Genomic DNA, 13,692 nt, shown 5'->3' with positions numbered 1-13,692 from the left:
CGGTTGCGGCTTGCCTACACCCGGGTGCCTGCTAGCCTCCCCTCATGAAGAAATCCGTATTAGTTCTGTTGCTGGGAGCGAGCATCATTGCTGGCTGTGACAAGCCAGCCTCTGAATCAGCGCCTGCAGCCAAACCACCGGAAAAGGTCGGCGAAAACCCGCTCAATGCCCCGACGGATTATCTCAGCACCGTGGCCAAAGGTAAAAAGAGCGCCGAAGCCGGTGTCGATACCGCTTCCCTCAGCTCCGCTATCTCCATGTTCCAGGTGGAAAAAGGCCGTAACCCCAAGGATTTGGAAGAACTCGTCTCCAGCGGCACCATGAAGGCTCTGCCCACTCCGCCATATAACATGAAGTTCAGCTATGACGCGGCTACCGGCGCAGTGAAGGTCGTTCCCAAATAGCGGCTGAACCTCTCGGCAGGCAGCAGAATTTCCTTTCATTTTTCACTCGCCAAACGCTTCGGCGGAAGGCAAACACTTGTCCTTTGTTCTCATGAACGAGCAGATAGTCATCCTTGATTTCGGGTCGCAATACACACAAGTCATTGCCCGTCGCATCCGCGAGTGCAATGTGTATTCCGTCATCCTGCCGTACAACACTCCGGCGGCAGAGATCGCCAAGCTGAATCCCTCCGGCCTTATTCTGTCCGGCGGTCCCTCCAGCGTGTATGCCCCCAAGGCACCGCTGCCGGACAAGGAGATCTTCAAGCTCGGCATCCCCGTGCTCGGCATCTGCTTCGGCGTGCAGCTCTTCGGCCATTACCTCGGCGGCAAGGTCGAGCGCAGTGACAAACGCGAATACGGCAAAGGCACCCTGACCATCAAGGACAAGTCCTGCGCCCTCTTCAAGAAGCTGCCCAAGTTGCTCCAAGTGTGGAACTCCCATGGCGACAAGCTCACGAAGTTGCCCGCTGGCTTCAAGCCCGTCGCCACCACAGAGAACTCTGACTACGCCGCCATCGAAGATCGCAGCCGCAATTTCTACGGATTGCAATTCCACCCTGAGGTCGTTCACACACCTCGCGGCAAGGAGATCATCGGCAACTTCGTCCACGGCATCTGCAAGTGCGGCAAGAACTGGACGATGCGCAGCTACGTCGATCAGGCCGTGGAAGAGATTCGCGCACAAGTCGGCAAAGAACATGTCATCCTCGGTCTGTCCGGTGGTGTTGATTCCAGCGTCGCTGCTGCTCTGATCCACAAAGCCATTGGCGACCAGCTCACCTGCATCTTCGTGAATAACGGCGTGCTCCGTGCCAAGGAAGCCAAGGTGGTGCAAGACGTCTTCGGCAAGAGCTTCAAGATCAAGCTGCAATACGAAGACGCTTCTGAGATTTTCATGAAGCGCCTCAAGGGCGTCACTGATCCGGAGAAGAAGCGCAAGATCATCGGCAAGACCTTCATCGAAGTATTCAACGCGGCCACCAAGCGCGCTGGCAAGGCCAAGTTCCTCGCCCAAGGCACGCTGTATCCTGATGTGATCGAGTCCGTCCCCATCGACGGCAACCCGGCCGCGATGATCAAGAGCCATCACAATGTCGGTGGTCTGCCGAAGAACATGAAGTTCAAGCTGGTCGAGCCGCTGAAGTATCTGTTCAAGGATGAAGTCCGCCAGCTCGGCCTCGAACTCGGTGTGCCGAAAGAGATCGTCTTCCGCCAGCCCTTCCCCGGCCCCGGCCTCGCTGTGCGTATCCTCGGTGAAGTCACCGAGAGCCGATGCGAAATCCTCCGCAATGCCGACGCCATCGTCGTTGAAGAGATGAAGAAGAGCGACTGGTATTACAAGATTTGGCAGAGCTTCGCCGTACTGCTCCCCGTGCGCTCCGTCGGCGTCATGGGTGATGAACGCACCTATGATTACACCATCGCCATCCGCGCCGTGGAATCCCAGGACGGCATGACCGCCGACTGGGTGAAGCTCCCGTATGACCTGCTGGAGAAACTTGCCAGCCGCATCATCAACGAGGTAAAAGGCGTGAACCGCTGCGTCTTCGACATCACCAGCAAGCCGCCGGGAACGATCGAGTGGGAATAATGCGTAGTGGGACAAGCGCCATCGCCTGTCCATAGTTTTCAAAGTGCGCCTGAGAATTCAGGCGCACTTTTCATTTATACACACATTCGCCAATGATTGACCTTCCTCCCGCTCCAGCGCAGTCTCATCAAAGTATTTAGTTAGGGATGAAACTGCTCTGTCTTATCATACAACAACTGCTTCGTTGGATCATCCGCATCTACTACCCGCGTATCGAGATCACCGGCCGCGAGCACATTCCCACAATCGGCCCGGTCATCTTCGTCGCCAATCACGCCAATGCCCTCATCGATCCTGTCCTCCTCGGCATTGTAGCCAAACGTCCCGTCGTCTTCCTGACGAAAGCCCCGCTCTTCGATATTCCCGTATTCGGTCGTTTCCTGCAAAGCCTCGGCATGATCCCCGCCTATCGCGCCAGCGATGACGCCAAGCAAGTCCGCCGTAATCTGGATTCCGTCGAAAGAGCTGCCCAAGCCCTCACCTCCGGCATCGCCATCGGCGTATTCCCTGAAGGCATCAGCCACGATGGCCTGCACCTGGAAAAAATCCGTTCCGGCGCGGCGCGCATCGCTCTCAAAGCATTTGAGAACGAAGCCAAAGACCTCGTCATCGTTCCCGTAGGTTTTAATTTCGAACGGAAAGAAAAATTCCGCAGCTCCATCTGGGTTCGCATCGGTGAACCCGTTAATCTCGCCGAATGGTTAAAGACCGAGCCTGAGGTCGAAGCCCAACGCATCCGTCACCTGCGCGAAACCATCAATGCGCGTCTCTGCGAAACCGTCATCCATCTCGAAGAAGCCGAATGGGAACCGCTGCTGGATGATCTCGAAGCCCTGATCCCCAAAAAATTCCATCCCGGCCAAGACCCTGTCATCGGCCTCAAGCGCCGCCAATGGCTGGCCGCTGGAATGAATCATTTCAATCAGACTGAACGCCGCCGCGCCCGCACACTCGCCGTTGCGATTCTCCGCCACCATCGCGAACTCGAAGCCATCGGCCTCACGCCCGCTTCCCCCATCATGCGGTTGAAAGGCCCGGCCTTTGCTACTCTGCTCTTCTGGCGAACCATTACGCTCTGCGCCGGTGTCATCCCTACCGTGCTCGGCACGGTGCAGCACATCGTTCCTTTCTTCCTCACGCGCTGGCTCGCTCACCGTGTCTCGGCGAATAAACGCATCACGCTCGCTCAAGCCCGGCTCGGCTTCGGTCTGCCCATCTACGCCGCGTGGTATTTCTTTGTCTGGTATTGGGGCCAGTCCTACTTCCTCCCATGGGTCGCCACCGTCTGGACCATTCTCATGCCCTTCTGCGGCGTGTATGCGCTCAGCTATTGGCGGCAAGTGGTCGAAGCCGCCTCCCTGTGGTGGCACCAGATACTCACCGTCTTTCATCGAGAGGAACTCAAAACCATCCGCCGCGAACAAACGCGCCTTGGCAATGAACTGCTCGCTCTCGGTGACGATTTCAGCCGCGAACATCCCGTAGAAGAACCGCCGGAGAACACCTTCGCCTGGATGTGGCTCATCCGCCGCACCGTGCGCTGGACGGTAGGCCTCGCCATCGCAGGCTTCCTCATCATCTGGCTCACAGTATTGACGCGTAACGAAGCCTTTCCCGAACTCACCCGACAAGGCCCCAATCTCAGCGCCTACTCTACTGCTTCCTTAACAGAGAAAATCACCGCCGATGAAAAAGCCCTCATCAACATCCTCACCGGCCTGACCGAGCTGGAGAAAAAGACCGTCCTGCTCAATCGCGAATTCCTCGATGGCAAGCGCACCTTCTACAATCAAGATGACGACGACTTGGTCCGCCGTCTCGAGCTATCCCTCATCAGCTATCGCACGGAACTGCTTCGCCTGCTCTGGGATTACCAAGGCCACGCTGAGATCGCGGATGAAAACCTCCGCCTGCGCGCCTTTTTGCTCATGCTCACCAGCGGCTCGGCGCTTTACGAGAATTCCTACAAATTCGTATACATGTTCGCCGATGACCCCGTGGTCATCAAAAAGCTGAACGAAGGCGACCCGCGCTGGAACATCCCCAATGGCCTCTACGATCAAGTCCGCGAAAATCTTCGCCTGCCGCAGCACCAGAAACTGCTCGCGAATGGTTTCGAGCATTATCGACGCTTCACTCCCTTGCTAGAAGCACAAGGACTGACTGGCAAAGAACCTTATCGCTCCTTCGCCACTCAGCTTCGCCAGACCGAGATGATGATGAGCGATGCCAAAGTCGGCGTCCTAAGTGAAAGTTTTCTCGCCGCAGTCAAAGAGGCGAAATTCCTTGGCAAATCCGCTATCTACAAAGGCCAATCCGCTGTTTCCACCTGGGTCGGCGATACCCGCGTGCGCCAACCACGAGCCGGTCAAGCACTTGTCCAACCTCGTCAACTTGCAGAGATGCGTCATCTCGCCCAACCCGGAGATATCCTCATCGAGCGACAGAACTGGTTCCTCTCCCGCGCCTTCATGCCTGGCTACTGGGCACACGCCGCTCTCTACGTCGGCTCGGTGCAAGACCTCGTCGCCATGGGTCTCGATGAAGACCCACGCGTGAAACCGCACTGGCGCAAGTTCACCCAACGCGATGAGGCAGGCCATGAATACGTCATTCTCGAAGCAGTTCCCGCCGGTGTCCGCATGACCACCATGGAGCATTGCCTCGGCGTGGCCGATTCCGCCGCGGTCCTTCGTCCGCGTCTGACTAAAGAGCAGATCCGCGAAGCCATCGCCGTCGCCTTCAGCCATCTCGATAAACCCTACGATTTCGAATTCGATTTCTTCAGCACAGACAAACTCGTCTGCACTGAGCTAGTCTATCGCGCCTACGATACCGATATGAATTTCCCGCTCGTCGAAGTCATGGGCCGCCGCACGCTGCCACCCACTGAAATGGTCCGTTACTTCGCCGACAATTTGAACAAGCCCGATCGCGAACTCGATTTCGTCGCCTTCTACGACGGCAAAGAAAACCTCTCCCACGCCGTAGAAAGCACCGCGGAAGAACTCGCCAAATCAGTCAATCGCCCCGCCCTTACATGGCTGCAGAAGAAATAAAAAAGCCGATGGGATAACCCATCGGCCTTTGATGTAAGTTTTCAACTTACCGCATCACCGCGCCCAGCTTTGCCGTAAGCTGCTTGAGCAAACCTTCGTGCGCGCTGTTCACATCTGTATCCGTCAGCGTTTTGTCCGCGCCACGATACGTGAACGCATAGGCCACGCTCTTCTGCCCCTCAGGCACGTTCTTGCCGCGGAAGATGTCGAACAGCTCCACCGTCTCCAAGTTTGCTGGCTTAGCCTGGCGCACCACTGTGAGCACGGCGTCATGTGTCGTCGCCTCAGGCACCAGCATCGCCACATCGCGACGGCTGCTCGGGAATTGCGGCAACGATTTAAACGAACGTCCCGTATTCCGACGCGCCAGCAACTGGTCCAAGTTCAACTCCGCGACGAACACCGCATCACGCAAGTCATACTTCTTCGCCAGCATCGGGATCACTTGTCCCATCTCGCCCAGTGGCAACTTGCCCAACTGGATCGTGGCCGATTCGATGAACAAGCTGGTCGTGTTATCACGACGCGTGTAGCTCAGCCCCTTCAATCCGAACGCTTCCAAGAAGCTCTCCAGCACGCCCTTCAGATCATACGCATCAAACTTCGCGTCACGATCTTCACCGCTCCAGAAGTTCTGATTACGCTGACCAGTAAGTGCGATGGCCACACGACGCTCCTCCTTGGTCGCACCACCGTTCTGCACGAACACGCGACCGACCTCGAACATCGCCACATCGTAATTCTTATGGCTGATATTGTGCCGCAGCGAATCCAACAACCCAGGCAACAAACTCGGACGCAGCACGTTCATGTCATTGCTCAAAGGATTGGCCAACGCCACGAGCGAATCACCCACCGTCACCAGTTTCGCCGCACTGTCCGCGATGAGCGTCTGCCCCAGCGCCTCATTCAAGCCCAAGCCCGTCAGGATGCGACGCGCCTCAGCCAGTTGATCATGCACCACGTCATACGGATGCGCGCCATTCGCGCCCCGCGGAGCCGTGGACGGAATCTTATCCACGCCATACATGCGCGCGATCTCCTCGATCAGATCGATCTCGCGCTTCAGATCAACCCGGAACGTCGGGATGCGGAAGCTCGTCGAATCACCCGCGCTGGAAACCACTTCTACCCCCAAGTTCTTGAGATAACTCACGTGCTGCTCCACCGCGATATCGATGCCCAGCACCGTCTTTACTTGCGCATGGCGCAATGAAATCTCCTTCGCCGCGATCACCTGCGAATACGCATCCACCACGCCCTCGGCCAATTGACCGCCAGCCGTTTCGAGGATGAGTTGCGCCGCCCGGCGGCTCGCCCAATCGCAAATGCCCACATCACCGCCGCGCTCGAAGCGATAGGAAGAATCCGTGCGCAGTTCCAATTTCTTGGACGTCGCCCGGATATTCTGCGGCTTGAAATAAGCGCTCTCGATCAACACATCCACCGTCTGATCATTGATCTCCGTGTTCAGACCGCCCATCACACCCGCGAGCGCGATGCCCTTCTGTTCATCCGCGATGAGCAGATTCTCCGTCGTCAACGTGCGCTCGTTGTTATCGAGCGTTTTGAACTTCTCACCTTCCGTGGCGCGACGCACCACGATGGTCGGCTTGCCCTCCGCACTCTTCGCGATGAGATGATAATCGAACGCGTGCAAAGGTTGGCCGATCTCCAGCATCACATAGTTCGTCACATCGACGACGTTGCTGATGCTGCGCAGACCAACCTTCTCCAGGGTGGAGCGCAACCAATCCGGGCTCGGCCCGATCTTCACGCCCTTAATAACGCGCGCCGTATAGCGCGGATTCAATTCCGCATCTTCCACCCGCACAGCGACAAGGTCACTGGCCTTCCCTCCCGCCGCTTCTTTCAAGCCGGATACATCCGGCACCTTCAATGGATTCCCCGTCAAAGCACTGATTTCGCGCGCGATACCGATGACACTGTTCCAGTCCGGACGATTCGGCGTCGTCTCCAAGTCATAGACCACATCACTGCCCGCGCGTCCGAGATATTCCGCGAACGGCTGTCCGACTTTTGCATCCGCCTTCAAGATGAGCAGGCCATCCACCTGATCCGGCAAGCCCAACTCCTGCGGCGAGCACATCATGCCGTGCGACTCCACACTGCGGATCTTTCCCACTTTGATAGTGAAAGGCTCCTTGTCACCCGGCTTCATGGGCAGCGAGGCGCCCGGCAGGATGAGCGGCACTTTGTCGCCCGCCTGAAAATTCTGCGCACCGCACACGATCTGGCGCTCACCCTTGCCGTCATTCACTCGGCAGACGGACAGTTTGTCGGCATTCGGATGCTTGTCGCGCGTGATGACCTGCGCCACGACGATGCCCTCAAACTCACCGCCGAGCTTCTGCACGCCTTCCACTTCCAGACCGATCATGGTCAGCCGTTCCACCATCTCATCCGGCGACCAGTCAAAATCCACGTATTGTTTAAGCCAGTTGTAAGTAACTTTCATGACTCAGGTCGGAAACAATGTGAAGGTTCAGGCAAAAGGGAAAGTGTAAATTTGAATCTCATTCGAGTCACAGTTTCGCAGCTATTTGGAGAATTTTCTCAAAATGCCGGTCACAATGCTCCAACTCCACATCATACGTCTTGGCACAAGCGGCGATGACAATATCCGCCATAGGCGCGGTCAATCCCGCATCCCGGCAAGCTACCGCCAATTGCTTTGCCTGTTGCCAGACCTCAGAATCGACGCTTAAAAGTGTAATTTCTTTCTCCAACTCGGCTAAATCACGTTTCTCTTTGGCTCCCCGAACCCCATTCCATAGCTCCACTAAGGTCACGTCACACCAAGCCGCTTCCTCTTCCAAAATCAGCTTCTCCACCCGTTTGCTTGCCTCGGAATCCAAAGACCGCAAATAGTAGATCCAACTGGACGTATCGATCAGCTTCACTTCCCCGCCTCCCACTTTTTATCTTCCCGCATCTCCTTCAAATCTTCCTGCGTCATGAAGTTCTTGAAACTTCCACGCACCCGCGCATTCAACGCTTCCAACCGTTTCCGTTTGTTAAACCGCTCCACCGCCGTCACAACTGCTTCCCGTTTGGTTTTAGCCCCCGTATGCCGCATCACTTCCTTCAGCACCTCATCAGGAATATCAATCGTCGTCTTCATGCTTCCAATTTATCAGGAATTGGATTCCAGTCAAACCCCGTGTAGAATCCTAACTCCCCGCCTTCAACGTCACCATCCTCAGATCCATCACCGCCGCCTTCGCCTTCGTCAACGGCTGCACGTTCAACGTATAGCGCCCCGGCTTGTCGATCGTGATACTGCCCAACTCCTTCGCCTTGAAATTCTGGAAATGTCCTGTGTCCTCCACCACCAGCTTCAATTTCTGCTCACCCACACGGAACTCCACCTCGCTCCCGCCATTGCCCGTGCCGCACCCTTGCAACGCCTCCACCGTGAACTTGCCCGGCTTCGTCACCGTGAAATCCCAGCTCACGCTATCCTCCGCCCGCACCCAAAAGCCCAACGTGTTCTTATGCGGTAGCGGCTCATACCGCACCATCGTGCCATGGATATTCGCCGACTTCGCATGTAGCACGATGTCTCCATTCGACGCCTGTGGATTCGCCACATACGCCGGATTCTCCTCCATCATCTGCGCCTTCAGGTCGCGACGCCACTGATCCAGCTTCCGCTGCAATCGAATCGCCGTCGCCTTCTGCTCCTCCGCCAGATTGCGCGATTCACCCTTATCCTTCCGCACATCGAACAATTCGAGCCGCCCGTCATCATAAAACTCGATCAACTTCAAATCCCCCTCACGAATCGCCCCACCTGGTCGCCCGCCTTGGTTGCTATAATGCGGATAATGCCAGTAAAGCGAATCCCGCTTGGGTGCCGCACCGCCTTTGAGCAATGCCACCAAGCTCACGCCATCCACCTTGCTCTCCTTCGGCATCGGCGTGCCCGTCGCTGCGAGAATGGTCGGGTAAAAATCCACCGAACTCACCGCATTCGTGAACACCGTGCCCGCCTTGATCACACCCGGCCACTGCACCACCCACGGCGTGCGAATCCCGCCCTCATACAGATACCCTTTGCCCTCGCGCAAGGGACTGTTGATCGTTGCCGGCGTATTCGACCCCTCCACCACGCACAGCCCGCCATTATCCGACGTGAACACCACCAGCGTGTTCTCTGTCAGCTTTAGCTCCTCCAATTTCTTCAACACCCGCCCCACGCTATCGTCCATGGATTCCACCATCGCCGCATAGATCGCATTCGTCTGCGTGCCCACCTTGCCATCGCTCTTGTATTTCGCGATGACATCCGCCTTCGCCCGCATCGGCGTATGCACTCCGTAATGCGAGAGATAGAGGAAGAACGGTTTACTCTTGTTAGCCTCAATGAACTTCTCCGCCTCCAGCGCCAATCGATCCGTCAGATATTCACCTGGCTCACTCTTCTCCAAGCCCGGCATCGAGCGCGTCGGTCCACCATTCTTGCCAGCCGCTTCAAATGGTGCGAAATACGTCACCGGCGTTCCCGTATGATCCCCGGCGATATTGATATCAAACCCCTGCTTCTGCGGCTCAAACCCCTCACCGCCCAAGTGCCACTTACCAATGTGCGCCGTCACATACCCACCCGCCTTCAACGCCTCCGCCAGCGTCACCTCTGCTAGCGGCAATTGCTGCTGTATCTTGGGCACCGCCAGTTTCTGATCCGGTTTATCGCCGCGCCCCGGTAACCAATCCGTGATCTGCAACCGCGCCGGATACTTGCCCGTCATGATGCTCGCGCGCGTCGGTGAGCACACCGGACACGCCGCATACCCATCCGTGAATCGCGCCCCCTGCGCCGCCATCTTGTCGATGTTCGGTGTCTTGTAGAACTTGCTCCCATGCACGCCCACATCCGCCCAGCCGTAATCATCGATCAAGATGAATACGACATTCGGTTTGGTAGCCGCTGACACTTCACCAATCGTCAGCACCAGCCCCATCACCATCAGTAAATAATTAAGAGATCTCATATCAATCCACTTTCTTCACCTCGACAAAGAACGCCCCGCGTTCCTCACCTTTCGCCGCATCCTTCAGCCACGTCTGCATCTTCGCCTGCCCTTTTGGTAGATTCATCATCACCTTTACTTCGTTCGCGCCAGCAGGCATCTCAACCTTTGCCTCCACCTCACCCACTTTCACTACCGCTTGAGTCGCTTGCAGATCGAACTTCGCCACCGCCGGTTTATGCCGCAGCGTGATTTCGTATTTCCCGGAAGCTGCCACCGCTACCATCCAGTAACCGTTCGCCACGGGCATTTTGTCGATCATGCCCTGATGCCAAGGAATCTGCGCCTGATCCGCATGCCAATCCATGCAGTTGAGATGCGTCGGATTATCCTGCGGCGCACCGAGCGTGATCCACCCATAGCGTGCCAGACTCGGCTCCAGCGATTTCCACCAAGCCTCATACTCCGCCGTCAACTTCGCCACCACTTCAGGATTTTTCGCTGCCACATCCGCCGTCTGCCCCGCATCAGCCTTGATGTCGTAAAGCTCCTTGCCATTCACCAAACGCCACTGCGATGTCATCACTGCGCTGTTCTTCCACTTCGGCGGAATCTCCTCGCGCTGCGTGTGCACGAAGAATGTGCGCTCCGGCCAACTCTTTCCTTCACCCTTTAACAACGGCGCAACGCTCTTCCCATCCAGCGGATTCTTCGCCGTGAATTTCAATCCGCACAAATCTACTAACGTCGGCAGCACATCCATATGCGCCGCGAGCTGCGCCACATCCTTGCCTCCGCCAATGCCACCCTTCGGCCAGCGAATAAAAAACGGCACCCGATGCCCACCATCATACACTCCGCCCTTCGCCCCGCGCATCCCCGCATTAAATCCCGTCCAGCCACTCGGCTCCGCTGCCTTCTTCCCTTTACCCGCTCCGGCAGATCGGATGATTCCCGCCGAAGTCCCATTATCCGTCAGGTAGATCAGGATCGTATTCTCCTCCAGCCCCCACTCTTTCAGCTTCCCCATTAGCACGCCCATGTTCTCATCGAACTGCTCGATCATTCCGTAAAACTTCGCCATTTCAGGAGGCACTCCCTTGTCTTTGTAATACTTCGAATACTTCTCCGCCACGTTGTAAGGGCTGTGTGGCACATTCGTCGGCAGATACACGAAGAACGGCTTCTCCTTGTTCTTCTCAATGAAACTCAGCGCCCCGTTGAAAAACACATCCGTGCAATACCCCTTGAACTCCTTCGCCACACCGTTCTGCCAATACGTATCATCAAAATAATCATTCCCCCAGAAATCCGGTGTCTGCCCCACACCGCCACCGCCATGGATCAACACCTCCTGAAACCCGCGATCCTGCGGTCGCATCGGATAACTGTCCCCCAGGTGCCACTTCCCGAAGATACCCGTCTGATATTTGTTCTCCTTAAAGACATCCGCCAGCGTCACCTCATCGTGATACATCAGCGAGCGCCCCATGATCGTGTGCCAAACGCCGCTGCGTGTGGAGTAACGTCCCGTGAGCAACGCCGCCCGCGTCGGTGAACACGTCGGGTCCACGTGAAAATCCGTTAGCCTTACCGATTGCCCGTGCAGCCTGTCCAGATTCGGCGTGCGGATCATCGTATTGCCATGCGCCCCGATGTCTCCGTAGCCCTGGTCATCCGTGATCACCACGATGACATTCGGCTGCCGCTGTTGCTGCGCTGCGTAAACAATGCTGCCCATCACCATCCACCAGCCCAGCACTGTCAGCAGCAACCTTCTCATAACTTCAACGCCTCCACCACTTCACCCTTCGTATTGATGTAGCCGTAACCCTCCTTGATGATCCGCACCCGCGCGCGCCCATCCTTGAATGGCTCCGCTTCATCAAACTTCGGCTCCACGATATACTTCCCCGTCTTGTCGATGTAACCCAACTGCCCCTTCGCCTTCTCCGTCACACCCATACGTACCGCCGCAATCCCTTCGGAGAATGCATACGCCTCATCAAATTTCGGCTCGATCACCATCTTCCCCGTCAGATCGATATAACCCCACTTCGTTTTCGGATAAGCGCCCACTCCCACCGCTGCGAATCCTTCCGAAAACTCATTGGCGAAATCATACTTCGGCTCGATCACCACCTCGCGTTTGCGACCTTGGTAACCGAACTTCCCATCCTTCGAGAACGGCAACGGCGGACGCTCCGCCGCCCACACCACCGTCAGCGACAGCAACAACGCACCCGCCACCATCCCGATCTTCTTCCGCTCAATTCGTTTCATAAACAACTCAGATTTCTTAACTCCTTCCCCGCAGGCGCCCTCGCCTGCCACACCACCGTAGTGGGACAGCCGCCACCGCCTGTCCAGTCTCCCCATGCCGCAGGCATTTATTTCACACCGGTCCGACAGGCAAAAGCACCTGTCGAACCGGCAAAACACCTCACCCTCTACTTCTTCCCCAACTTCGCCGCGGCTTCATCCAGCATCTTGATCCACGGCCCCACGAAGTGACCACTGTCATGATACGTGCGACCGCTCACCATGTTCCCATCGATCACGCACGGCTCATTCACATACGTGCCGCCGCAGATCTCCAAGTCGAACTTGCACTTCGCCACCGTCGCCATGCGCTTGCCCTTCACGCAACCCGCCCGCGCCGGAATCTCCACGCCGTGGCACACACTCGCCACCGGCTTGTTCTTCGCAAAGAAATCGCGTGTGATACTCAGAAGTGCCTCATCCTCACGGATATACTCCGGCGCGCGACCGCCACTGAAAAAGATGCCTAGATAATCATCCGGATTGATGTCCTTGAAGGCGACTTCTGCCTCGATGGAATACCCCTCCCACTCCTTCGTGATCGTCCACCCTGGCTTGATCTCGTGCAGCACCATCTGATAGCGCCGCTTCTCCGGAGCCGCCACCACCGGCTGATAACCGCCCTCGATCAAGCGATAGTATGGATACAACGTGTCCACGGTTTCCGTGGCATCACCGATAATGACTAAAACTTTGTGCTTCATGTGAATCAATGTTGAACGCTTTTGTTATCCTCGTTTAAGCCCGCTGCTGCAAGCCTTTGCTCCACCTCAACCCGGTAGGGCGAGAGTCCTCTCGAGCCCAAACCAGACCTTATGGTCTTCAAACCATAAAAAATGAAACTCTGGCAATTTGCGTCGCTCGCGATGAATTTTCCCCTGCTTTTTGGTCATTCAACCCGCCTCCTTTCTTGCTACCTACATAGACGCCGCAGACGTGAAAAAGTTTCAAAATAATCTGAAATCTTTTCCAGAATTTAAGTGCGCCATTTTGTCCCACCAAACTGTGTCAACCAGCCCAAATCCGCGTCTCACCAATATGGCCTGCCCGCGTGCGCCAAAATGTCCCACTGCCATGAATAGCCCTCCCCCAGTCACAAGACACCTCCTTCCTTTGAGTTTTGAACTTTGAGCTTAAGAGCGTGTAACAAAAAGAGATCAAGTGCTTGAAAGAGAGCGGAGGCAGATGAGGGAGCAGCCGAGCGTGAGGAAGGCCAGATGGATGTCCGGGCGGCGTTCGTAGCGGATGCGCAGACGGCGGAACTGGTGGAGCCAGCT

Annotated in this window: 11 protein-coding genes; 3 read left to right on the top strand and 8 right to left on the bottom strand. The window is 56.5% G+C overall.

What is annotated here, in order from left to right; all coding sequences use genetic code 11:
* Positions 1 to 44 precede the first annotated feature (44 nt).
* From VGH19_23880 to VGH19_23870, 3 genes are all read left to right on the top strand, one after another.
* On the top strand, positions 45 to 404 hold the full coding sequence (locus VGH19_23880) for a hypothetical protein (protein HEY1174426.1): 360 nt from the start codon (positions 45 to 47) through the stop codon (positions 402 to 404).
* 91 nt (positions 405 to 495) lie between these two features.
* A complete protein-coding gene (guaA, locus tag VGH19_23875; GenBank protein ID HEY1174425.1) occupies positions 496 to 2,037 on the top strand; it encodes a glutamine-hydrolyzing GMP synthase in 1,542 nt (513 codons plus the stop codon).
* A gap of 146 nt (positions 2,038 to 2,183) precedes the next feature.
* Entirely contained in the window at positions 2,184 to 5,096 is a 2,913-nt protein-coding gene (locus VGH19_23870) for a 1-acyl-sn-glycerol-3-phosphate acyltransferase (protein HEY1174424.1), read from the top strand.
* Between the two features lie 46 nt (positions 5,097 to 5,142).
* On the opposite strand, the gene pheT is transcribed toward VGH19_23870, so the two are convergent.
* The 8 genes from pheT to VGH19_23830 all read right to left on the bottom strand — a co-directional run.
* Positions 5,143 to 7,575 (bottom strand): phenylalanine--tRNA ligase subunit beta, encoded by a 2,433-nt coding sequence (pheT, locus tag VGH19_23865; protein ID HEY1174423.1) that lies wholly within the window; start codon positions 7,573 to 7,575, stop codon positions 5,143 to 5,145.
* Positions 7,576 to 7,642: 67 nt separating this feature from the next.
* Positions 7,643 to 8,020 (bottom strand): PIN domain-containing protein, encoded by a 378-nt coding sequence (locus tag VGH19_23860; GenBank protein ID HEY1174422.1) that lies wholly within the window; start codon positions 8,018 to 8,020, stop codon positions 7,643 to 7,645.
* Positions 8,017 to 8,241 (bottom strand): type II toxin-antitoxin system VapB family antitoxin, encoded by a 225-nt coding sequence (locus VGH19_23855; protein HEY1174421.1) that lies wholly within the window; start codon positions 8,239 to 8,241, stop codon positions 8,017 to 8,019. The genes VGH19_23860 and VGH19_23855 overlap by 4 nt, the downstream gene beginning before the upstream one ends.
* A 49-nt stretch (positions 8,242 to 8,290) precedes the next feature.
* On the bottom strand, positions 8,291 to 10,114 hold the full coding sequence (locus tag VGH19_23850; protein ID HEY1174420.1) for a sulfatase: 1,824 nt from the start codon (positions 10,112 to 10,114) through the stop codon (positions 8,291 to 8,293).
* Between the two features lies 1 nt (position 10,115).
* Positions 10,116 to 11,876 carry an arylsulfatase gene (locus VGH19_23845; GenBank protein HEY1174419.1) on the bottom strand — a complete coding sequence of 587 codons (1,761 nt, stop codon included), beginning with the start codon at positions 11,874 to 11,876 and terminating at the stop codon, positions 10,116 to 10,118.
* Complete coding sequence (locus VGH19_23840) at positions 11,873 to 12,376, bottom strand: WG repeat-containing protein (GenBank protein ID HEY1174418.1); 504 nt, start codon at positions 12,374 to 12,376, stop codon at positions 11,873 to 11,875. The genes VGH19_23845 and VGH19_23840 overlap by 4 nt, the downstream gene beginning before the upstream one ends.
* A 167-nt stretch (positions 12,377 to 12,543) precedes the next feature.
* On the bottom strand, positions 12,544 to 13,119 hold the full coding sequence (locus VGH19_23835) for a DJ-1/PfpI family protein (GenBank protein HEY1174417.1): 576 nt from the start codon (positions 13,117 to 13,119) through the stop codon (positions 12,544 to 12,546).
* 453 nt (positions 13,120 to 13,572) lie between these two features.
* Positions 13,573 to 13,692: IS5/IS1182 family transposase (locus tag VGH19_23830; GenBank protein ID HEY1174416.1), on the bottom strand; the 120-nt coding region annotated here is incomplete at its 5' end.

This window comes from Verrucomicrobiia bacterium (assembly GCA_036405135.1).
Classification (GTDB): Bacteria; Verrucomicrobiota; Verrucomicrobiia; order Limisphaerales; family JAEYXS01; genus JAEYXS01.
The sequence above is the reverse complement of the archived record's forward strand: the minus strand, read 5'-3'. Positions and strand labels throughout refer to the sequence as shown.

What these genes read in the sequence shown, in the direction of transcription:
- VGH19_23880 (HEY1174426.1), top strand. Translation starts at nt 45, where the DNA reads ATGAAGAAATCCGTATTAGTTCTGTTGCTGGGAGCGAGCATCATTGCT.
- guaA (HEY1174425.1), top strand. Translation starts at nt 496, where the DNA reads ATGAACGAGCAGATAGTCATCCTTGATTTCGGGTCGCAATACACACAA.
- VGH19_23870 (HEY1174424.1), top strand. Translation starts at nt 2,184, where the DNA reads ATGAAACTGCTCTGTCTTATCATACAACAACTGCTTCGTTGGATCATC.
- pheT (HEY1174423.1), bottom strand. Translation starts at nt 7,575, where the DNA reads ATGAAAGTTACTTACAACTGGCTTAAACAATACGTGGATTTTGACTGG.
- VGH19_23855 (HEY1174421.1), bottom strand. Translation starts at nt 8,241, where the DNA reads ATGAAGACGACGATTGATATTCCTGATGAGGTGCTGAAGGAAGTGATG.
- VGH19_23850 (HEY1174420.1), bottom strand. Translation starts at nt 10,114, where the DNA reads ATGAGATCTCTTAATTATTTACTGATGGTGATGGGGCTGGTGCTGACG.
- VGH19_23845 (HEY1174419.1), bottom strand. Translation starts at nt 11,876, where the DNA reads ATGAGAAGGTTGCTGCTGACAGTGCTGGGCTGGTGGATGGTGATGGGC.
- VGH19_23840 (HEY1174418.1), bottom strand. Translation starts at nt 12,376, where the DNA reads ATGAAACGAATTGAGCGGAAGAAGATCGGGATGGTGGCGGGTGCGTTG.
- VGH19_23835 (HEY1174417.1), bottom strand. Translation starts at nt 13,119, where the DNA reads ATGAAGCACAAAGTTTTAGTCATTATCGGTGATGCCACGGAAACCGTG.